General features: G+C 56.4%; 18 protein-coding genes. 5 read left to right on the plus strand and 13 right to left on the minus strand.

Annotated elements, in window-relative coordinates; all coding sequences use genetic code 11:
* Nucleotides 1-11: 11 nt before the first annotated feature.
* The 5 genes from RUESEDTHA_RS19110 to RUESEDTHA_RS19130 form a co-directional block, all read right to left on the minus strand.
* Complete coding sequence (locus RUESEDTHA_RS19110; protein ID WP_180888260.1) at nt 12-1,007, minus strand: aldo/keto reductase; 996 nt, start codon at nt 1,005-1,007, stop codon at nt 12-14.
* Nucleotides 997-1,977, minus strand: coding sequence for a sugar-binding transcriptional regulator (locus tag RUESEDTHA_RS19115; protein WP_180888261.1), 981 nt, complete (start codon nt 1,975-1,977; stop codon nt 997-999). Before RUESEDTHA_RS19115 ends, RUESEDTHA_RS19110 begins: the two co-directional genes overlap by 11 nt.
* Nucleotides 1,977-2,972: an ABC transporter permease gene (locus tag RUESEDTHA_RS19120; RefSeq protein ID WP_180888262.1), complete on the minus strand. Its 996-nt coding sequence runs from the start codon at nt 2,970-2,972 to the stop codon at nt 1,977-1,979. The genes RUESEDTHA_RS19115 and RUESEDTHA_RS19120 overlap by 1 nt, the downstream gene beginning before the upstream one ends.
* Nucleotides 2,973-2,986: 14 nt before the next feature.
* Nucleotides 2,987-4,504, minus strand: coding sequence for a sugar ABC transporter ATP-binding protein (locus RUESEDTHA_RS19125; protein ID WP_180888263.1), 1,518 nt, complete (start codon nt 4,502-4,504; stop codon nt 2,987-2,989).
* A gap of 105 nt (nt 4,505-4,609) precedes the next feature.
* Nucleotides 4,610-5,626 carry a substrate-binding domain-containing protein gene (locus RUESEDTHA_RS19130; RefSeq protein WP_180888264.1) on the minus strand — a complete coding sequence of 339 codons (1,017 nt, stop codon included), beginning with the start codon at nt 5,624-5,626 and terminating at the stop codon, nt 4,610-4,612.
* Between the two features lie 400 nt (nt 5,627-6,026).
* On the opposite strand from RUESEDTHA_RS19130, the gene RUESEDTHA_RS19135 reads away from it, so the two are divergent.
* The 4 genes from RUESEDTHA_RS19135 to RUESEDTHA_RS21075 all read left to right on the plus strand — a co-directional run bounded on the left by RUESEDTHA_RS19135 (nt 6,027) and on the right by RUESEDTHA_RS21075 (nt 9,058).
* Nucleotides 6,027-7,010: a substrate-binding domain-containing protein gene (locus RUESEDTHA_RS19135; protein WP_180888265.1), complete on the plus strand. Its 984-nt coding sequence runs from the start codon at nt 6,027-6,029 to the stop codon at nt 7,008-7,010.
* 63 nt (nt 7,011-7,073) lie between these two features.
* Nucleotides 7,074-7,844, plus strand: a complete 771-nt coding sequence (locus RUESEDTHA_RS19140; RefSeq protein ID WP_180888266.1) for an ATP-binding cassette domain-containing protein — start codon at nt 7,074-7,076, stop codon at nt 7,842-7,844.
* A gap of 15 nt (nt 7,845-7,859) precedes the next feature.
* Complete coding sequence (locus tag RUESEDTHA_RS19145) at nt 7,860-8,858, plus strand: ABC transporter permease (protein ID WP_180888267.1); 999 nt, start codon at nt 7,860-7,862, stop codon at nt 8,856-8,858.
* A 41-nt stretch (nt 8,859-8,899) separates the two neighbouring features.
* A complete protein-coding gene (locus RUESEDTHA_RS21075; protein ID WP_180888268.1) occupies nt 8,900-9,058 on the plus strand; it encodes a hypothetical protein in 159 nt (52 codons plus the stop codon).
* A 110-nt stretch (nt 9,059-9,168) separates the two neighbouring features.
* Here RUESEDTHA_RS21075 and RUESEDTHA_RS19155 read toward each other — a convergent pair whose 3' ends face one another.
* The 5 genes from RUESEDTHA_RS19155 to RUESEDTHA_RS19175 form a co-directional block, all read right to left on the minus strand.
* Nucleotides 9,169-10,008, minus strand: a complete 840-nt coding sequence (locus tag RUESEDTHA_RS19155; RefSeq protein WP_180888269.1) for an EamA family transporter — start codon at nt 10,006-10,008, stop codon at nt 9,169-9,171.
* Entirely contained in the window at nt 10,005-11,360 is a 1,356-nt protein-coding gene (locus RUESEDTHA_RS19160) for an aspartate aminotransferase family protein (RefSeq protein WP_180888270.1), read from the minus strand. The genes RUESEDTHA_RS19155 and RUESEDTHA_RS19160 overlap by 4 nt, the downstream gene beginning before the upstream one ends.
* A 99-nt stretch (nt 11,361-11,459) precedes the next feature.
* The gene (phnY, locus tag RUESEDTHA_RS19165) at nt 11,460-12,902 is read right to left on the minus strand and encodes a phosphonoacetaldehyde dehydrogenase (RefSeq protein ID WP_254449275.1); all 1,443 of its coding nucleotides are present in this window, start codon (nt 12,900-12,902) and stop codon (nt 11,460-11,462) included.
* Nucleotides 12,903-12,920: 18 nt separating this feature from the next.
* On the minus strand, nt 12,921-14,168 hold the full coding sequence (phnA, locus tag RUESEDTHA_RS19170; RefSeq protein ID WP_180888271.1) for a phosphonoacetate hydrolase: 1,248 nt from the start codon (nt 14,166-14,168) through the stop codon (nt 12,921-12,923).
* Between the two features lie 19 nt (nt 14,169-14,187).
* Nucleotides 14,188-15,375, minus strand: coding sequence for a 2-aminoethylphosphonate--pyruvate transaminase (locus RUESEDTHA_RS19175; RefSeq protein ID WP_180888272.1), 1,188 nt, complete (start codon nt 15,373-15,375; stop codon nt 14,188-14,190).
* Between the two features lie 116 nt (nt 15,376-15,491).
* Here RUESEDTHA_RS19175 and RUESEDTHA_RS19180 point away from each other — a divergent pair, with 116 nt between their 5' ends.
* Nucleotides 15,492-16,382 carry a LysR substrate-binding domain-containing protein gene (locus RUESEDTHA_RS19180; protein WP_180888273.1) on the plus strand — a complete coding sequence of 297 codons (891 nt, stop codon included), beginning with the start codon at nt 15,492-15,494 and terminating at the stop codon, nt 16,380-16,382.
* 33 nt (nt 16,383-16,415) lie between these two features.
* Here the strand turns inward: RUESEDTHA_RS19180 and RUESEDTHA_RS19185 are convergent, their stop codons facing one another.
* The 3 genes from RUESEDTHA_RS19185 to RUESEDTHA_RS19195 form a co-directional block, all read right to left on the minus strand.
* On the minus strand, nt 16,416-18,425 hold the full coding sequence (locus RUESEDTHA_RS19185) for a putative 2-aminoethylphosphonate ABC transporter permease subunit (RefSeq protein ID WP_180888274.1): 2,010 nt from the start codon (nt 18,423-18,425) through the stop codon (nt 16,416-16,418).
* A complete protein-coding gene (locus RUESEDTHA_RS19190) occupies nt 18,425-19,555 on the minus strand; it encodes a putative 2-aminoethylphosphonate ABC transporter ATP-binding protein (protein ID WP_219635909.1) in 1,131 nt (376 codons plus the stop codon). The genes RUESEDTHA_RS19185 and RUESEDTHA_RS19190 overlap by 1 nt, the downstream gene beginning before the upstream one ends.
* A 135-nt stretch (nt 19,556-19,690) precedes the next feature.
* Nucleotides 19,691-20,713 carry a putative 2-aminoethylphosphonate ABC transporter substrate-binding protein gene (locus RUESEDTHA_RS19195; protein WP_180888275.1) on the minus strand — a complete coding sequence of 341 codons (1,023 nt, stop codon included), beginning with the start codon at nt 20,711-20,713 and terminating at the stop codon, nt 19,691-19,693.
* Nucleotides 20,714-20,756: the final 43 nt, after the last annotated feature.

Consider the following 20,756-nt stretch of genomic DNA (forward strand, 5'->3'; position numbering starts at 1 on the left):
GCCTTGGGGTCTTAGCTGTCGAGATCGCTCAGGTGCGCGATAGCTTGCGCACTGATGTCAGCGATTTCAGCTTCGGTCAGGCGCAATTGGCCCGCCTTGGCATTCTCGGCCGCCTGTGCCGCGTCACGCGCACCGCAAAGCGAGAAGGTGATACCGGGTTGTTGCACGGTCCAAGCGATGACCGTCTGCGCCAGCGTTGCGCCATGTGCCTCGGCAATGGGCGCGATGGTCTCCATCAGATTGGCAACCTTCTGGCGGTTCGCCATCGAGAAACGCGGATTGTCCTTGCGCTGATCATCGCCGGTGAACTCACGATCCGGCCCGATCTTGCCACTGAGCAGCCCCAGCGCCAGCGAGGAATAGCTAAGGACCGACACACCATTCTCGCGGCACACAGGCAGCAGCGTGCCTTCGATGTCGCGCTTGACCATCGAGTATTCTTCCTGAATGGCGTCCAACTGACCGGCGGCGACATAAGCCTTGACCTCATCGACCGACGTATTGCTGGCCCCGATCGAGCGGATTTTGCCCTGCTGTTTCAGGGTCTCTAACGCCTCCATCGTCTCGGCGATGGGGGTGGTCGGGTCCTGCCAATGGGTGATGTAGTGGTCGATGTAATCGGTACCCAGTCGGGTCAGGCTCTGTTCGACCTCATAGATGATCGCATCCTTGCCCAGATAGCGATGCACCGGCTTGCCGTCATAGTCGAAGAAATGGTTGCCCTTCTGGGTATGCCAAACCAACCCGCATTTGGTGGCCAACACCACCTTGTCGCGGCGCCCTTTCAACGCCTTGCCAACAATATCTTCGGCTACGCCCTGCCCATAGGCAGGGGCCGTGTCGATCAACGTAATCCCCGCATCGACCGAGGCCTGGATTGCAGCAATGGATTTCGCCTCATCCGTTCCGCCCCACATCCACCCGCCGATGGCCCAGGTTCCAAGGCCAACGACAGAGGCTTCGATTCCAGAGTTTCCGATTTCCCGCGTCAACATTTCATGCGACATTTCGTGCTCCTTCCATTTCCTGTAAGACTGCAGTCGCTGTGCTTTCGTCCAAGATCAGCGAATTGAGAAACTTTCCGTTCAGTACCGCCTTGATCGGCAGTACTTTCTGTGCTCCGGCGGTCACCCCGATCACCCGCTTGCAGTGCGCAAGATCGTCTGGTGACACCGAGACCAGCCGCGAGTTCAGCGCATAGTTCGAGACCGAGCCGTCGATATGGATCAAGTGGGCCAGAAACTCTCCGATCACGCCCATGCCCATCAGCATCTTGCGATCTGCTTCGGGCACCGGGTGAAGGTCGTAATAGCTGGAGCCTTCCGGCTCGATCGACCCAACCCCTACAAGCGCCACATTGGCATGCCGGGCCAGATCCAGCACCTCGCGGATCGAAGAGACCTGTTCCAGCATGTCCCGCTGTTCGCGGCTCTCGGCAAAAAGCGGCGCGTGCAACAACATTGTTCTGCCGCCCAGCCGCTCTGCCATCTGCGTCGCCAAGTGGTTCACATCTGTATAGTATTTGCCCTGAATGCCACCGGTCAGGGGCACTACAGTAACATCGACTGCGCGTTCGACCTCCAACGCTTCGACCGTGGCGCTGACGGCCTTTCCGCCAGTGATCGCAATGACATCCCCATCGCTCAGGTTTTCAATCAAATGGTTGGCAGCGGCGCGCCCGACCTGTTGCAGAGTTGTTTCTTCGCTACCCACAACCGAAGGGGTGACGATGGCCTCAGACAGACCTGACGACTTTGTCAAATCCCGTTCAATATCCATCAGCGTCTCAAACGGGCTTTCAATGTCGATCTTGACCATGCCCATCTTGCGGCCCTGTGTAATCAGACGGTTGACCTTCGAGTTCGACAGGTTCAGCGCCCGCGCGATATCGGCCTGTTTCTGGCCTTCCAGATAATGCAGGACCAGAACGGTGTGAATCTGCCGGATCAGTTCAAAGTCTTTCTTCTTGTCGACCATCACCCTCGCCTTTTGTTCAGGTAATGGTCGATGGTCACCGCCGCCAACAGGATCGAGCCGCGAATGATGTCCTGCCAGTAGACCGACACATCCAGCAACGCCAGGGAACTGGAGACCAGCGACAAAAGGATCACGCCAAGGATTGCGCCAAGGATCGACCCCGACCCGCCATTCAGGCTGGCCCCGCCAATAACGGCGGCGGCGATGATGGTCAGCTCCAACCCCAACCCGAAGGTCGGTTGGGCGGAGCCGAACCGCGCCATGTAGATGATGCCAGCGATGCCGCACAGAGTTGAACAAAGCGTGGTGGTCAGGAAGATCACCTTCTTGGTGCGGATACCCGAATAGGCGGCGGCCTTCTCGTTACTGCCAGTGTAGAACACTTTTCGGAACATGGTCGTGCGCCGGAGCATGAAGTCAAAGGCGATCACGAAGACCAGAAAGATGACGATCACGATCGGGATCGGCCCAATGGTGCCCTGCCCGATGAACTTGAACTCGGGCGGCAGGGTATAAAGGCCCAGAGGCCGCCCACCAGTGAACAGCAGGCATGCGCCCCGCGCGATCACCATGATCGCCAACGATACGATGAAATGATGCAGCCCTACGCGCGTCACGAAGAACCCCATGAACGCGCCAATACCCGTACAGAGTGCAATTGCCATAGCCGAGGCCACCCATGGGTTTACCCCACTCAGAAACAGCCAGCCCGCGATCACCATGGCCAGCGCCGTGACCGAGCCCACCGAAAGGTCAATGCCTCCGGATATCAGCAGGATCGTCATCCCGATCACCAGCAGGCCATCCACGGCAAAGGCCATCGACATTGCCCGCATATTAGCCCAGGTCAGAAAGTACGGTGAGGCAAAGGACATGATCAGGAACAACGCCAGAATGATCACGATCAACCCGGTTTCGCGCATCCGAAACAGCCGTTTCAGAAACGGCGTATTGTCGGCCGAATCCGCTTGGGCCAGATTTACGGTGTTGTCCATTTTGATTTCTCCACTCATGCGACCGAGGCCTGCGCGTCCGTGACCGAAGCCAGATGCATGATGTTTTCTTCTGTCATTTCTTCACCCGTAACCTGACCGCTGATACGCCCTTCGCGCACCACCAGCACCCGGTCACAGACACCAATCAGTTCGGGCAACTCGGACGAGATCACCACGATCCCGACACCATCGTTTGCCAAGTCTCTCAGAATCTTGTGAATTTCCGATTTCGCGCCCACGTCGACACCTCGGGTCGGCTCATCCAGAAAGATCAGCCGCGGATTGACCGAGAGCATCTTGGCGATTGCCACCTTTTGCTGGTTCCCCCCAGACAGGGACGAAACAGGATCACTCAACGATCCGCATTTCAGGTTCAGTTTACGCCCCAAAGCCTCGGCCTGAGCCTCTTCGGCGCCGGTCTGAATCAACCCGAGCGGCCCCGCCACTTGTTCCACCTTCAAGGCTGACACATTCGACGCAATCGACATATCGAGGAATACGCCATCGCCTTTTCGATCTTCTGACAGGTACACCATTCCCTTGGCGATGCTGTCTTGATAGTTGCGCAGCGCTAACTTTTCACCATTGAGCCAAACGTCCCCTGTAACATCCCCTTCAAGCTGGCAAATACCTTTGACGATCTCGCTTCGTCCGGCACCAATCAATCCCGCGATGCCCAGAATCTCGCCTTTCTTCAGCTCAAAGCTGACGTCGTGAAACCGCGTCACTTCGGATAGACCTTTAACTTTGAGGACGGTTTCCTCCGAAATCGCGCCCTCGGCGGCCTTCTCGGGATACAGGTTATCGATCACCCGGCCGACCATCGCATTGACGACATCGCTGGGCTGAATGTCGGCCACATCATTTGTGACAATGTGCTGCCCATCGCGGAACACCGACACGCGGTCGCAATTGTCGAAAATTTCGACCATCCGGTGCGAGATGTAGATGATCGAAATTCCCTGATCCGCCAGATTGCGCATGATCCCAAACAGGGTCTGTGCCTCGGTTTCCGTGAGTGCGGCTGTAGGCTCATCCAAAATTAGAATGCGGCAATCCAGCGTCAGGGCCTTGGCAATCTCGACCAGTTGCTGGTTCGAGATAGATAGGTTTTTCACCAGAACCGAAGGATCGATATCGCTGAGTTGGCGAAATACATCCACCGCCTCGCGTTCCAGTTTCTTGTAGTCCATCAGCCACGACCGGCTGACATTCGTGGTGGCCATAAATATATTCTCGGCCACCGACACATCCGGGCACAGGGCGATTTCCTGATGGACGAAACCAATGCCCAGTTGCTGTGCCATTGTGGGCGACGAGATTTTGACCGCTTTACCGTCCAGCACAATATCCCCGCTGTCCGGTTGCAAAATCCCGTCGATCACATTCATTAGTGTCGACTTGCCCGCGCCATTCTCGCCTGCAATCGCGTGAATCTCACCCTTTTTTAGTTCGAAATTTACCCCGCGCAGCGCCTTGACCGGGCCAAAGGACTTGCTGAGGTTTTCGATTTTGAGGATCACATCCTGCATCACGATGTTCATTTCTTGGCTAACTAAGTCTTAGAGTTGAGGACCGCTCACCTTAGAAGAAATCTTTGGGCGGCAAGCGGTCCTCGGGGAGAAGCTTATTCCCAATCAGGCCGGGTCGCGGCCTTCCATGTAGACGTTCAGATCAAAGCTGTCGGCATTGTCCTTGGTGATGACCGCAAAGCCATTGTCCATGAACGGGATCTGAACCGGATTGAATCCGCTGGTCTGCCAGTCGTTGAACGGATCAAAGATGTCCGCCCGGTTTGCCAGGTGCACCGCCATGAAGCCCATGAAGCCCTGCACACCCTGGTTGGGGTTCAGCGACATGTGGATGTTGCCCGCGCGAATATGCTCCAACGTGGTGGGTGTGACGTCCGCATGCATGATCAGGATGTCCGATTCAGCTTCCAGTTTGACGGCCACGGCGCCTTCGGCAGAACCCGCTTCGGGGATCCAGATCGCCGCGACATTCGGATTGGCCTGAATGATCGAAGCCGTCGCACGGTAAGCCGCGTTGCTGTCCTGATTGGTCGCCTGACGGCCCACCAGTTTCATGTTCGGATAGTTGGCCTCCATATACGCAATCAGCGCGGTGACGCGCAGGTCATGGTTCGACTGGCCGGGGTTCTCCAGAACCGCATACTCGGCGCTGTCGCCTACCTGCTTGACGATTTCTTCCGCTGCGAATTTTGCCTCGGCATGGTTGTCCGAAGTGATGTAACCGGTCCGCTTGGAATTCGGGCTATCGGCGGCAAAGGTCACGATCTCGGTGCCGTTGTCGATGGCGCGGTCAATCGGCTCGATGAACGGGTCAGATTGCATCGGGTGCAGCAGAATTCCCGCAGGCGATTTCACCAGATCCTGCTCGAACGAGGCGATCTGCTTGGTGATGTCGTAATCCGGGGTTCCCGAGAAAACGGTCTCGCATCCGAAGGCTTCGGCGGCCTGCTTGAAGCCCTGATAGACCGGCACCCAATAGGGGTGACCCGAAACCATGACGTTCATGATATAGGTCTCGCCCGGCTCACACATGATGCCTTCGGCCTGTGCCGGAGCCGCCGCTACACCAGCAACTGCAATTGCGGCAGATGCAACAAACCCATTGATTTTCTTGTACTTCATAGAACTCCTCCCAAGAGCGTGTCCCTGCACCTGCCTCGTAGTCTTCCTCCATTACGCGGCAATTGCAAGAAATTTCATTAATTGCGTGTTATTGCAGTAATGTCGTTTTAGAGGGCAGCCGAAACGCTCGTCAACAGCTTTATGAAATTTTTTGTTTTTGCTGAATTTTTTTTCAATCATACTCAAGAGGAGTACCGTCACCATTAAGGCTGGCTTAAACCCACGTAGGACGTCAGGGATCAACAATGCTCTTTTGAAAAATATTTCACAATACGTAATAAATTCAGATATGCTTTGACCCACCAATTCCTATTTTGCACGCTCGGTCGAATATTCGTGTCGGCGAGGTGCGATCGAAACTGCGCCAAAAGTGCCGCACGAGGTATCTGGGAGGATAACTATGAACAGATTTTTGGCACCGGCTTTCGGACTAACACTGGCGACTCTTGCGGCGACTTCTTCCTCTGCTGCTGAAGAATGTGAAGGATTGAATTTCGTTTTCTTTCCCGGAGGTCCAGAAGGAGGAACCTTTGCGTCTGTGGTGTATAACGGCGCTGTCATGGCCTCTGAACACACTGGATGCGATGTCGAATATGTCTGGTCCGACTGGAACTCGGAAAAAATGGTCCGGCAGTTTTCAGAAGCCGTCGCACGCCGCCCGGACGGCATCGCGGTCATGGGACATCCCGGCGAATCTGCCCTGTCTCCGCTCATAGAGCAGGCGCGCGAAGCGGGTATTCTGGTTACAACGCAGAATGTCGACCTGCCCAACATCGAAGCCAAATATACCGCTGATGGGTTTGGCTATGTGGGTTCGAAAAATTACAGCTCAGGTCAGAATCTGGCTTCGGGAATGATCCGCGAATGTGGTGTTGGCGCTGGTGACAAGGTCTTGGTCTGGGGCCTTCTGAGCATGGAACAGCGCGGGCTACGTACCCGAGGCTCGATCGAGGTTCTCGAAGAGGCCGGGGTCGATGTGGATTACCTTGAAATTAACCCCGATATTTCAAAGGATGCCTCGCAAGGAATTCCAGTTTTTGCGGCATATGCGGCGGCGAATCCCGATCTGAAAGGCGTTGTGGTAGATCATGGTGCGCTAACCGCCCTGGTTCCGACCTATATGAAAGCGGCGGGGAAAGACGCTGGCTCGATCTGTATGGCAGGCTTTGACCTCTCTGCCGCTACCGCGCAAGGTATCGAAGACGGCTACATCACTATGGTGCTGGACCAACAGCCGTTCCTACAGGGGTATTTGCCTATCGTTCAGATGTTCTTGTCCAAGAAATTCGGCTTCGCGGGCATGAATATCGACACTGGCGCTGCAATGATCACCAAAACCAATGTCGGACCGGTTTCGGAACTGGCGGCAGCCGCAATTCGCTGATCCCTGAAAAATGCCGGAGGTGCGTATGCCGCGCCTCCGGCCATTAGTGGAATAACGACAGAGATGGACCTATCGAACAGTTTGCTGAGCCTTGAGAACATCCACATGTCCTTTCGCCGTGTGGATGTGTTGAAAGGCATCGACCTGACCATAAACCGGGGCGAGGTTGTCGCCCTGGTCGGGGATAACGGGGCCGGGAAATCAACAATCATTAAGGTCATGACCGGTGTCCACCACCCCACAAAAGGCAAGGTGTATATCAAGGGCGAACATGTGAACATGCGCTCGGTCCAGGATTCGCGGACCCGTGGCGTGGAAACCGTGTATCAGGAACGCGCCCTCGCCGATCAGCAGGAAATCTGGCGGAACGTCTTTGCCGGGCGCGAGATCCGGAATCGCTTGGGGTTTATGGATGTCAAACGCCAGCGCGCCGAAGCCGCGCAGTTGCTGCGCGAGCGGATGGGATTCACGTCGCGCGCCATCACTACGGACAGTGAGGTGGCCGGTTTGTCGGGGGGTGAGAAACAGGGCGTGGCCATTGCGCGCGCGCTGTTTTTCGAGGCTGACTTGATCATCCTTGATGAACCCACCATGGGGCTCAGCCTGAAAGAGACCGATAAGGTTCTGAAATTCGTGCGCAATATCCGCGAACAGGGCAAATCGGCCATCCTGATCGACCACAACATCCTGCATGTCTATTCGGTCGCGGACCGGTTCGTGATTTTGGATCGGGGCAAGATCGCGGGACAGTTTACCAAAGATCAGATTAGTCGCGAACAACTGATCGACATCATGGTGGACCTGCACCAGACCGGCCAGATCAAAACACACTGAAGGAGCGCGCAGTTCATGGACAGTTCAATGCACAATCCTGCGGCGACCCCGGAAAAGTCCGGCCTGTCGGTCGCTATGGCGCGCAATCCCATCGACGTGGCGATCACGGTCATCGCCATGCTGCTGTTCGGCATGTACCTGATCGGCGCGCCCGAGGTCTATCTGCACTTCGACATCTACCGCTCGTTCATGTCGACCCTGCCATACATGGGTCTGCTGGCGCTCGGCGCGACCTTCATCGTAACTTTGGGTGAGATTGACCTGTCCTTCCCTTCGGTCATGGGCGTAGCGGCTTGGGTCTTTGCAACTGTCTTTACGATGACCGGCAGCATTCCAATCAGCTTTCTGGCTTGCATCGGAACCGGGATGATCTGTGGTGCGCTGAACGGCCTGTTGATTACGCGCATCGGCGTACCTTCGATTGTGGCCACCATCGGCACCATGTTCTTGTGGCGCGGTCTGGTGAATGTTCTTGCGCAAGGCAAGGGCATCCCGCTGGTCGAGATGCGTGACAGCGTGTTCTACGATGTCCTGGTCGGCCGCCTGTTCGGGCAGATCCCGATGCAGTTCGTCTGGTTTTGCCTTATCGCCATTTTGATGATCGCAATCTACAAACGCCATGTGTTCGGCAGCCATGTACTGTTTGTCGGCGACAACAAAAGCTCGGCTCAGATGATGGGCATCCGGGTCTATCGAACCCGCATGACCTGTTATATACTGATGGGGGCGATGTCGGGCCTGTCCGCAGTCTTCCTGCTGTCCGAAGTCACTTATTTCTGGCCCACCACCGGCGATGGCTTCCTGTTACCCGCGCTAGCGGCGGTGTTTATCGGAGGCACATCGGTCTTTGGCGGGCGCGGGTCGATGTATGGAACCTTCGTGGGTATCCTGATCATCGGATCGCTTGAGGCCGGTATCGTCGCAATGGGCGTGCAAGGCTTCTACACCCAACTGATCTATGGTCTTACGATCACGGTCGCTGTCTCGATCTATGCTCTGGTTATGAAAAAGTGACGTCTTTTCCCAGTACAGCACCGAGATACGGAAGTCCCCATATGGCCGCCAAGACAAAGATAACCGGTATTATTAGCGATTTGGATGGCGTCCCTTACAGAGGAGACGACCCGATAGAGCCAGCCGTGGCTGCGTTTAATCGTTGGGCGGACCGGCAAATCCCTTACGTTATTTTAACAAACAACTCTTCAGCACAGTGACGCGCATGCCGGACTGATCATATCCGAACACCTTGGCGCCGAAATCGAGCGCCAGTCGATCTTTGCCGCCATGTTATGATCCAAAGGCACGGTCAACAGACCTTTGACCATCACCGCGAAAACGCCAAAACGACAATTCCAATGGCAACGGTGATCGCCGCAAAAAGTCGATTGGATTTAGGCCCTTCGCCAAACCACATAACGCCGATTATGGCGGCGAAGACTACAGAACTCTCGCGCAGTGCGGAAACCATGCCCAAAGGTGCAAACGTCTTGGCATATAAAACAAGACCATACGCCAGTCCCGATATTACCCCGCCAGCCAGACCAGCCCAAACGAAGTGTCTGGGCATAGCTACAAGTCTTTGCCAACGAGTCGTAAAGACGAAGCAGGCAACGAATATTTCTGCAACAAACAGTAACGCGATATAGCCCAGTGTGTTTTCGGACAATCTTATGCCTATTCCATCAACAATTGAATAAGACGCAATCATCAGCCCGGTGCCGAGCGCTGCCGCTATTGCGATCCAGTTGGTATGTTTACCCAATCCGGCAAGAGCCAGAAATCCAATACCCACAGAAATACAAAGAATCCCGATCCACGCCCCGATCGAAAGAAACTCATTTGCGAAGAAGATCGCGCCCAGTGCAACCAGGATCGGTGTTATTCCGCGTGAGATCGGATAGACCACCGACAAGTCGCCATGTTTGTAGGCGGCGTTCAAAAACCAATAATACCCCCAGTGGATCAGGGTCGAGGCGACGATAAACGGAACCGCCGCCCAGACCGGAAAGCCCAGAAAAGGCAGTGCAAACAACGCCGGAATAGCGTGACCCAGCGACACCAACCCCAGAACGATGGCTTTGTCAGGTGCGCCCTTGACGATTGCGTTCCAGGACGCGTGAAGAATTGCCGCCGTCAAAACGATCAGCACAATCGAGAGAGTCAAGCTTGCGCCTTTATCGCCGCAATGACGGTATCCAGCGCGCGATCCAAATCATTCCGCGAAATGGTCAGCGGCGGAGAAAGCGTCAGCACGCAGCCTTGACTGATCTTGAAGCTTACACCGCCGTTGAGGCAATCATAATAGATGCGTTCGGCATTGGCGTTGTCTGCCTCGCGGGTGCTGCGGCTTTTGACAATCTCGACCCCGAACATCAAGCCACGGCCCCGGATATCCCCTACGATCTCAACCTGAGCCAGCTCGGATTCCAGCCGCCCCATCGCGTGGGCCCCCAGTTCGGCCGACCGGTCGACCAGGCCCTCATCTTCGATGATCTGGATCGTGGTCAAAGCGGCACGCGCGGTGACCGGGTTTTTTTCATGCGTGTAATGCCCGATCGCAAAGTCTCCGCACACGTCCAGATCGCGGCGGGCGATGCAAGCGGCGATGGGCAGGATGCCTCCGCCAAGGGCTTTGCCAAGGGTCACGATGTCGGGCACGATCTCATCATGTTCGAAGGCGAACATCTTACCGGTCTTGCCCAGGCCGGTCGGAATCTCATCCATGATCAGCAGCGCGCCATGCCGGTTGCAAGCCTCGCGCACCGATTTCCAGAACCCCACCGGGGGCACATAGGGCACCGCGCGCATGGGTTCCGCGATCACGGCGGCAACATCGCCTTCGCGTTCCAAGGCGAATTCAACCATCTTGGCGCAGGCCAGACCGCAGGTTTCAGGCCCGGCGTGGTTATACGGACAGCGATAGCAGGCGAAGGGTGCGACGTGTTCGGCCCCCGGCATCAAAGGGCCTGCGATATGGCTGCGAAACGTGGCCTCTCCGCCGACTGAGGCCGCACCAAAACCTGCACCGTGAAAAGCGTCCCAAAAGCTGACGGTCTTGAACCGGCCCGTCGCAGCCCGCGCGATTTTTAGCGCCACCTCATTGGCGTCCGATCCGCCGGTTGTGAACAGGATTTTGCCCAGATCACTGGGCGCGATCTCGGCCAACTTCTCCGCCAGTTCCACCGCAGGATCATTGGTAAATCGGCGCGGGGCAAAGGGCAGGTCATCCAACTGTGCCTTGATCGCCTTGACCAGACGCGGATGGCCATAGCCGATGTGATGGACCGAGTTGCCATGGAAATCCATGTATCGGCGGCCATCCAAATCTTCGATCCAGATACCTTCTGCCTTGGCGATGGTGCTGACGCAGGGGCTGGACAGGCTTTGATGCAAAAACGCATCGGAATCCCGTTTCAGCAACGGCGCGGACCGAGGGCCAATCGACGACTTTAACCAAGACCTACGCGCATCCGAGGTGTTGGACTCACCTTCGGTGTGGGTAATGCTGACTGACATATGGTCCTCGATTCTGGCTCGCATCCGGTGAAGTCAAATGCGCGAGGCCCCGTTTGGAGCCCCGCGAGCTGGGTAGAAATTCTGGTTTCTCTAATTCCCTTACCTTGGCCACGGCAGCGAATAGGTTTTGACGTTGGTGAAGAACTTCATCGCTTCGATCACGCCTTCTTTCACGCCGTTGCCACTGTCCTTGATGCCGCCGAAGGGGGACATTTCGATGCGGTAGCCGGGTTGCTCCCAGATATTGCAAGTGCCAACGTCGAGGCCGTTGATATAGGCAATCGCACGGTTCAAGTCGTTGGTACAGACACCCGAGGACAAGCCGAACTCGGTCGAGTTCGAGATCGCCATCACCTGATCATCATCGTCGGGCACGCGGACGATGGGGATAATGGGGCCGAAGGTTTCCTCCATCACCAGCTCGCTGTCATGGGGCACTTTATCGACCACGATGGGCGGCAGCAGCGCGCCCTGACGACCGGGGTGATAAAGGATTTCAGCACCCTCTTTTTCGGCCATGTAGACGCGGTTCTCAAATAGTTCCGCCGCCTTGTCATGGATCACGCAGCCCAGCTCAGTCTCGGGGTCCTGGGGGTCGCCGAACTTGATCTTCTTGGCCTTTTCCAACACCAGCGGAACAAACTTGTCCGCCACACTGTCCTGAACCAGAATGCGCTTGATCGCGGTGCAGCGCTGGCCCGAATTGCCGGTGGCACCGGCCACGGCAATGGTCGCAGCCTTATCCAGATCGGCATCGGTCAGATCGTTGAGCACAATCAGGGGATCATTACCCCCAAGTTCCAGCGCCTGGCGTTTGTAGACCGCCTTGGCCGCGATCATCTTGCCGACCGGAACACCGCCGGTGAAGGTGATGATGTCGATCTTGTCATTGGTGATCATCTCGTCGCCGATATCCTGCGGCCAGCCGGTGACCACCTGGAACATCTCGGGCGGCAGACCGGCCTCGTACAGAATATCCGCCAATGTCAGACAGGTCATCGGTGTCAGTTCCGTCGGTTTGCAGACCATACAGTTGTTGGTGGCAATCGACGGCGCGATCTTGTGGCTGACCATATTCAGCGGGTGGTTAAAGGGCGTGATCGCACTGATCGCGCCCACGGGTTCGCGCGTGGTGAAGATCTTGCGATCCTTGCCATTGTGGGTCAGGTCGCACGAGAAGATCTCGCCATCATCCTTCAGCGCCTCGGCGGCGGCGAACTGATAGACATCCTGCGCGCGTTTGGTCTCGTAGATCGCGTGCTGGTGGCAAATGCCCAGCTCCAGCACCAGCCATTTGGCCAGGTATTCGCGCCGCTCGCCGATCAACTCTCCGGCGCGTTGCAGGATCTGACTGCGTTCGTACCGGGTGAGCTTGGATTCGTAATTCGCCGCAATTTCGAACGCCTTGCGGGCGTGCTCGGCCTTGCCCGCGGGGACATGGCCGATCACTTCGTTGGTGTAAGGATAGAGAACGGGCACCGTCTCGTCGGTAAAGACGATCTCGCCGCCGATGCGCATCCCCTCATTTCTGATCTCTGTCATCGGTTGATCTTTCATGGCTTACTGGGCCGCCGCTGTCGTGGCGTAGAAAAACGCATCAAAGTTGCGCAGATCGGGCGCGTTGCCCAGATCAATCACGCGGTTGACGATGAAGGGCACTTCCTGCTCGGTCAAGCCGCCATGGCTGCGCAGCGGCTCGCCCAGGGCCGCCAGATCGTGCCGGTCCGCCGAGGTGCCGATGGTCATCCCTCCGGTGCAGACCATGGTCAGATCCCCGATGCGGTCGGCGGGCAGTTCGTATTTGGCAACCGCCTCTTCCTTGGTCAGCACTTCCATCATCTCAGGAAGTGCAGCCACCTTGGCCTTGACCTCGGCACGTTCGGCACCTTCGGGCAGGTAGACCGTGGCAAACGATCCCAGCGCACCGTGATGGACCACATACGGGTCGGTGATCGGCAGGATTACACGGGCCTTGCCCTCACCCAGCCAGTCGTCAAACACGTCCTGCATATAGATGACCGACGGCTCTTTCGAGGTCGGTTCGTGCTTGGCCTTCATGCCGTGGTCGGCGGTCACAACAATGGCGGCACCCATTTCATCCAACTGCGCCAGATACTTGTCAAACATGGCGTAGAAATCCAGCGCGCCCTGCTCTTCCGGGGCGAACTTGTGCTGCACATAGTCGGTGGTCGACAGGTACATCACGTCCGGGCGCATCTCTTTCAGCAGCTTCACACCGGCGGCAAAGACAAATTCCGACAACTCGGCGGAATACACTTCCGGAACCGGCATCCCCAGCCAGGCGCTAGCATTGTCGATGCCGTGTTCTGCCTTGGTGGTTTCGCCCGAGCGTTCAGCAGAAAAGGCAACCGCGCGGTCGTCGTCGAATTTCAGGCCTGCGCCCAGCAGTGCCCGCAGTTTGTCCTTGGCAGTAACCATTGCGACGCGATAACCCGCCTCATAGAATTGCGAGAAGATGGTTGGCGCACGCAGGAAGCGCACATCGTTCATCATCACCTCCTCACCGGTTTCCGGGTCGTAAAGGAAATTACCGCAAATCCCATGCACGATCGGCGGGCGACCGGTGGCGATCGACAGGTTGTTGGGGTTGGTGAAGGACGGGATCACAGAATGCGCCAGCCGGTCGGTGCCGGTTTCGCGGATACGCTTGAGCGTCGGCATCAGCCCTTTGGCGATAGCCACATCCAGATAATCCGGCTCGCACCCGTCCAGACAGATGGCAATGGCGGGGACTTTGGGGGCAGGATAAACGCGCTCGTTCGCCGTCACGGGGGTTTGAATAGTCATTTAGGGGTGTCCTTGTTTCTTATGCGGCCAGCTTGGCGCGTTCTTTAAGTGCGAGTGCCGGAGGAGCCGCGCTGGCGACCCCCATCTCGGCCAGAGTTTCCTTAGCAGCAGCAACAACCTGCCGCATCACATGCTCATCCATCTGCCCGATGCAGCCGACGCGGAAACTGTCCACAACAGTCAACTTGCCCGGATAGATGATAAAGCCTTTGTCCTTCATCAGATCGTAGAAGCGCGAGAACACGAACTTTTCGTCCGCAGGGCAGAAAAACGTCACGATGATCGGGCTTAGCCAGCGGTTCTGCAGCAGCGTCTCGAACCCAAGCTCGCGCATCCCTGCGACAATCACGTCGCGGTTATTCGCATAGCGCGCACCGCGTCCTGCAACCCCACCTTCGGCCTCATGCGCCCTAAGCGCTTCGAGGAAGGCCGCAACCACGTGGGTCGGCGGAGTAAACCGCCACTGGCCGGTCTTTTCCATATGCGCCCATTGCGCATGTACATCCAGCGACAGCGAGTGGCTGTTGCCCTTGGCGGCCTTCAGCTCATCCTTGCGGGCGATGATAAAGCCAAAGCCGGGCACGCCTTCGATGCATTTGTTAGCCGAGGACACCATCGCCTCATACCGGATTTCTGACGGCTTCAGTTCAATAGCGCCAAAGGCAGACATCGAATCGATCAGCAGCTTCCGGCCCGCCGCATAGACCGCCTCGGAAATCTCTTCGACCGGGTTTAGAATGCCCGAGGAAGTCTCGCAATGGATCGCGACCACGTGGGTGATTGCCGGATCGTTGGCGAGGATTTCGGCCACTTCCGAACCGCGTGGCGGCAGGTAATCACCCTTGTCCAGAACCAGATGATCGCGTCCGAGGTATTCCAGCGTCTGCGCCGAGCGCTGACCATAGGCCCCGTTCGCAAGAACCAGTGTCTTGCTTTCCCGCGGAATGAACGATGCCAGCATTGCCTCGACTGAAAAACTGCCACTGCCTTGCATCGGCACACAATCATAGGCGTCACCGCCTTCGCCAAGCAAGGCAAGCAACCGGGTGCGCATGTCACGGGTCATGGCGCGGAAATCATCATCCCAGCTTCCCCAATCGCGCAGCATCGCTTGTTTTACAGCATAAGATGTCGTCAATGGACCTGGCGTCAGAAGAAATGGTTCGCCCAGTTTCGGCGACAGGATTTTTGGATCTGATTGGATCATTTTGGCGCTCCGGGAGGTCATCTTAGGACTACATTTGCATCACGAATTTCCATATGTAAAATCGCTAAAATCAATCTGATCATAGGCAGAACTTATGGAAAATCAGGAAGGAAAAAATGCGACATAGCCAGCTGAGAGCGTTTCATTATGTGGCCTTGCACGGTGGGTTTTCCCGTGCAGCCGAAGTCCTGTTTCTGACCCAGCCGGCTGTTTCGGAACAGGTACGCAGGTTGGAGCAGGAACACGACCTGTTGCTGTTCCAACGTGAACGCAAACGCGTTTTTCTAACGCCTCAGGGCGAACGTTTGTTCCGATACACCAAACAGTATTTTGAGATAGAAGCTCAGATCGAAGATTACCTGTCGGAATCCAAGGCCGCTGTAGAAGGTGAGCTTCGTATCATCGCGGACTCGGCGCACCATCTAACTGATTTCCTTGGTCCTTTTCGGGCCGCATTTCCTCTGATCAAGCTTACTGTGAGATCAGGCAATACCAACGAAGTCCTGGACGAGCTTAGGGCCTATAACGCCGAAATCGGTATCGTTGGCAGCCCCTCTCCTGGCAATGACATGACGCTTTTGAATTTGGGTGAGTCGAGCATCATAGCCTTCGCAAACAGTGAATTGTTACCAAAGGCCACGACCAGTCTAAGGTTCAACGAGTTGGGCACATTGCCATTGGTGTTTCGAGAAAGCGGCTCAAAAACCCGCCAGAAGCTGGAAGACGAGGCTGAAAGAAGAAAGACAAAACTCAATCCGGCTATTGTGGCCGAAGGACGCGAGGCGGTGCGCGAACTGGTCGCATCTGGCGCCGGGATCGGATTTGTCTCCCAAGCTGAATTTGGCCGCGATGATCGCCTCAGACAGATTGAACTTAAGGACGTGGACCTGCGTATGGGTGAAAGTATGATCTACCTCTCACAACGCCAAGAGGTCAAAGTCATCCGTACGTTTATGGATTTCGTCAAGCGGGTACAGGCGACAAAGCCAAACTCCGAAGCGGTGTAAGCAGCCCCGGAGGTTGGCAAATCAGGCCCGGCATCAGCGGCTGCGCCAGGCTTGAGTGCGGCTCAGAATGCCTTTTGATGCAATCAGGTGCAGAATTCGGGCCGCCGCATTGGTGTAGAAGATCATCATTCCCATCGCGGCCGCAGGTGCGATGTCGCCCGCATCATCCATATTCAACACCGCAATCGAGGCCAGCGTCGTCTTGGGTGAATACAGGAACACCACCGCCGAAACCGTCGTCATCGCGTTGACGAACAGATAGATCGAGATATCCAGGATCGCAGGCAGACATACCGGCACCGTCACCCGCGCGAACAGCTTCATTGTTGGCTGCTTGAGCGAAGCCGAAACAGATTCAAACTCTGTATCCATCTGCTTGAGAGCGGTCACCGCCGTCAGGTGCGACACGGTATAGAAGTGGGTTACCGAGCAGATTACAAGGATGGCCATCGTACCGTAGATTGCGTTTAGCGGGTTTGAGGGGTTGTTGAAGAAGAAGATATAAGCCAAACCCAGCACCATTCCGGGGATCGCCATCGGCAACATGGCAAACATCTGGAACAGCGCCCGCCCGGTTTTGAAGCCGTTAGACTTTTCAACCAGATAAGCCCCGAAGAAAATGATCGAGGTGCCGATCACCGCCGTCAACAGCGCCATCTTGATCGAATTGAAGTACGACCCCCAGCCACCGCCATCCATCTTGTCGAACTGATAGTTGTTCAGGCTCAGGCTCAGGTCATATGGCCAGAACTTGATCAGCGCGGCGAATTGGCAAACCGCCAGCATTCCGACGATAAACAGGGCAACCATGCTGCAATAGATCAGCATGATGCGATCGGTTTTCGGGTGCGGTTTCGGCCGATACGGCACCGAACGCGCCGACAGCAGCGCCACCTGTTTCGACTGCACCAGACGGTCGATGGCAAATGCCAGAATCGCCGGAACCACCAGAACAACCGAGACGACAGCGCCCATTTCAAAGTTTTGTTGGCCGATTACCTGCTTGTAGATATCCACCGCCAGAACGTTGAACTGACCCCCGATTACCTTCGGCAGGCCAAAGTCGGTGATCACAAGGTTGAACACAACAAAAGCCGCCGAGATCAGGCCATAGCGCGCGCCCGGAATGGTCACTGTCCAGAAGGTACGCCAGGGGGTTGAGCGAAGACTCGACGCGGCCTCATATAGTCGAGCATCCGAGATTGCCAAAGCCGTTGATATGATCAGGAAGGCATGTGGGAAAGTGAAAAAGACCGAGCCGATGACGATGCCGATGGGGCCGTAGATGCTTGCTCCAAACAACAGCTCTTTCAGCATCCCCTGATTGCCAAACAGATAAACCAGTGCAATGCCAGGCAACAGCGAGGGAACAAGGATCGGAGCCATGGCGACCAGCCGGAACATGCCCGTGAACCGCATACAACTGCGGTTCAGTGCATAAGCAAACCAGAAGGCCAGCGTGACGGTTATGATCGTGCTGACGATCGCAATCCATATCGAGTTCTTGACCGAGTTGAACAACGCCGGAGTCGAGAAATAGTTGGCGAAGTTTTCTACACCCGTCGCTTTTATCGGGCGCAGTTGCACGCGCCGGAAGGTATTCGAATCCAGCTCGACCCAGTCCGTGCCTTTCTGCAGGTTCGACCCGATCAGGAACCGACCATCGGGCACCGTGTTTCGGATTTTATACATCACCGGACTGCGGAAACTGAAATCGGGGAAGAATGGCGTAACCGAGAGCCGCCCGTCAGAACCGGTCGAAAGTTCCTGATCGGTATAGGCCCCGGTTTCCGTATTCAATTGGGTGCCATTCAGGATGGTTCCACTGAACACACCATTGTCGTCGCTGACCTGAAACTCGTATTGCGACAGCTCTATCCGATAGGTCGAGAAGGACTTGGACAGCATCGCCCAAAGTGGAAACGCCAGCGTCACGACCAGGTACAGGGCGATGACCATCATGCCACCGCGCATGATGAGGTCGTCGCGGCTCAGCTTGCCCTTGATCAGCGGACCAGCGGGGAGAGAGGTGGTGTCAGTCATCAGCCCTCCTCCGCCGGGGTGAAGGCCATCAAACGGTTGCGGGGCAGTTCGATCATCATCTGCCCGCCCGCTTCAAGACCCAGACGACGGACCGCATTGATCGAGAAGTCACCGATCAGTTCTTTCGCACCGAAAATCTGATGCGACAGGCGGCAGCGCCAGAACGAACCGAGGAACTCCATTTCAGTGATCAACACCTCAAACGCATTTTCTGGCGTCGTGATGACGTCCGGCGCGTCCGGTGAACGCGCGCCTTCGCCATGCGGAATGATATCCTCGGGGCGAACGGCCGCGACGATCCGGTTGCCTTTCTGCAGGCTGTGCGGCTCGCATTTCAGGATTGAACCGCCCAATTCCAACGTCTCGGCATCGCCTGCGACGGCGGGTAGCTGGTTCATCGCACCAATAAAATCGGCCACGAATAAGTTCGACGGGTGGCGGTAGATCTCGGTCGGGGTGCCAACCTGCTCGATCACGCCATGGTTCATGACAACGATCCGGTCAGCCATGGCCAGTGCCTCTTCCTGGTCGTGTGTCACCATCACGGTGGTCACGCCCAGCTTACGCTGCAATTCCTTGATCTCGTGCCGCAAATGTACACGGACCTTGGCATCGAGCGCCGACAGCGGCTCATCCAGCAGCAACAGACCGGGGTTGGTGGCAATGGCGCGCGCAAGCGCGATCCGCTGTTGCTGTCCGCCCGAAAGCTGGGCTGGGTATTTGCTGCCTTGATCCGGCAGACCCACGAGGTTCAGCAGCTCGGCCACGCGCACAGCAATCTCGGATTTGCTGCGGCCAGTGTTTTCAAGCCCAAATGCAATGTTCTTTTCGATCGTCAGGTTCGGAAACAGCGCGTAAGACTGGAACACAATGCCAAAATCGCGCTCGGACGGGGGCAGGTTCGAGACATCCTTGCCATCCTGCATCACAGTACCCTTGGTTTGCAGGTCCAGACCTGCGATCGCCCTCAGAAGGGTTGTCTTGCCGCAACCGGAAGGGCCCAGAAAACAGATGAATTCGCCTTCGTTGATGTCCAGCGAGATATCCCGGAGGGCCAGAAATTCGCCAAACGCTTTCCAGAGGTCTTGGATACTCAGATAGAGATCACCGGGAGAGGTTTTCTTGAGCACGGGGAGTGGTCCTTGAGCTTTGCGCAGCAGCCATGACGCAAGAATGGCCAGAAATTCGCCGCGTCGGTCATATGAATTATTAGGGGAGGCGTATCCAGCGGTTGGAGGGGCATTAAGCCCCTCCGGCTTGAGTGGTTATTCTTTGGGCTCGGATTTACCATCATAGCGCGACTGCCATTCTTTCAGGATAGCGGCGCGATTATTGGCTGCGAACTCAAAGTCATTCTCGATCATCGCGTCCAACAAACCGTCGGGGAAATGTTCAACCGGCTTGGCAACGCCCGGCATAGCGACAACGGCATAGCCCACGTTGTACATTTCGTTGGCTTCTTTTGTGACCGAGAAATCAACAAGTTTCTGTGCCGCTTCCTGATTGGCCGTCCCGGCAACAATCGCGGTCGCTTCCATATCCCAGCCGACGCCTTCGCTTGGCACGATGATTTCCAGTGGCGCGCCCGCGGCCTTGGATTTGGCACCGCGGAACGCAAACGAAATCCCGATCGGGATCTCACCGGCGGCGGCCAGCTTGCACGGCTTTGAACCAGAGTGGGTATAACGCGCAATGTTCCCATGCAGCGCGTCCATGTATTCCCAGCCACCTTCTTCACCGAACAACTGCAACCAGCTTGAAACGTCGAGGAATCCGGTCCCAGACGAGTTCGGGTTCGGCATGATGACATGACCCTGATACTGTGCGTCGGTCAAGTCTTTCCACGATGTCGGCGGCGTTAGGCCCGCCTTTTCGGCCTCGACCGTATTGTAGCAGACCGAGGCGACCCAAGCGTCCATACCCACCCAACTGGGAACATCGCCGCTGTCGACGAATTTGGGATCCAGCTTTTCAACACCAACCGGTGCATACGGTTCCAGCATGTCTTCGGATTTCAACAGCAGCAGCGATGTCGCGGCCAAACCCCAAACCACATCAGCCTGCGGGTTGTCGCGCTCGGCCAGCAACTTGGCGGTAATGATGCCTGTGGAATCCCGCACCCAATTGATTTTGATATCTGGGTGAACCGCGTTGAATTCTTCGGCATAGCGGGCCAGATCTTCGGCTTCAACCGCGGTATAGACAGTCAATTCAGTTTCGGCAGCGGCAGCGGTAGCCATCAGGGCGCCCGCGACAGTGGCGACGAACTTGGACGTATTTTTTTTCATGTCTTCCTCTGTTGTGTAGATTTTGACGTAGGCACCATTCTTG

Source organism: Ruegeria sp. THAF57 (assembly GCF_903914075.1).
Classification (GTDB): domain Bacteria; phylum Pseudomonadota; class Alphaproteobacteria; order Rhodobacterales; family Rhodobacteraceae; genus Ruegeria.

Coding starts and splice junctions, on each gene's coding strand:
- RUESEDTHA_RS19110 (WP_180888260.1), bottom strand. CDS start 1,007: ATGTCGCATGAAATGTTGACGCGGGAAATCGGAAACTCTGGAATCGAA.
- RUESEDTHA_RS19115 (WP_180888261.1), bottom strand. CDS start 1,977: ATGGTCGACAAGAAGAAAGACTTTGAACTGATCCGGCAGATTCACACC.
- RUESEDTHA_RS19120 (WP_180888262.1), bottom strand. CDS start 2,972: ATGGACAACACCGTAAATCTGGCCCAAGCGGATTCGGCCGACAATACG.
- RUESEDTHA_RS19125 (WP_180888263.1), bottom strand. CDS start 4,504: ATGCAGGATGTGATCCTCAAAATCGAAAACCTCAGCAAGTCCTTTGGC.
- RUESEDTHA_RS19130 (WP_180888264.1), bottom strand. CDS start 5,626: ATGAAGTACAAGAAAATCAATGGGTTTGTTGCATCTGCCGCAATTGCA.
- RUESEDTHA_RS19135 (WP_180888265.1), top strand. CDS start 6,027: ATGAACAGATTTTTGGCACCGGCTTTCGGACTAACACTGGCGACTCTT.
- RUESEDTHA_RS19140 (WP_180888266.1), top strand. CDS start 7,074: ATGGACCTATCGAACAGTTTGCTGAGCCTTGAGAACATCCACATGTCC.
- RUESEDTHA_RS19145 (WP_180888267.1), top strand. CDS start 7,860: ATGGACAGTTCAATGCACAATCCTGCGGCGACCCCGGAAAAGTCCGGC.
- RUESEDTHA_RS21075 (WP_180888268.1), top strand. CDS start 8,900: ATGGCCGCCAAGACAAAGATAACCGGTATTATTAGCGATTTGGATGGC.
- RUESEDTHA_RS19160 (WP_180888270.1), bottom strand. CDS start 11,360: ATGTCAGTCAGCATTACCCACACCGAAGGTGAGTCCAACACCTCGGAT.
- phnY (WP_254449275.1), bottom strand. CDS start 12,902: ATGACAGAGATCAGAAATGAGGGGATGCGCATCGGCGGCGAGATCGTC.
- phnA (WP_180888271.1), bottom strand. CDS start 14,168: ATGACTATTCAAACCCCCGTGACGGCGAACGAGCGCGTTTATCCTGCC.
- RUESEDTHA_RS19175 (WP_180888272.1), bottom strand. CDS start 15,375: ATGATCCAATCAGATCCAAAAATCCTGTCGCCGAAACTGGGCGAACCA.
- RUESEDTHA_RS19180 (WP_180888273.1), top strand. CDS start 15,492: ATGCGACATAGCCAGCTGAGAGCGTTTCATTATGTGGCCTTGCACGGT.
- RUESEDTHA_RS19185 (WP_180888274.1), bottom strand. CDS start 18,425: ATGACTGACACCACCTCTCTCCCCGCTGGTCCGCTGATCAAGGGCAAG.
- RUESEDTHA_RS19195 (WP_180888275.1), bottom strand. CDS start 20,713: ATGAAAAAAAATACGTCCAAGTTCGTCGCCACTGTCGCGGGCGCCCTG.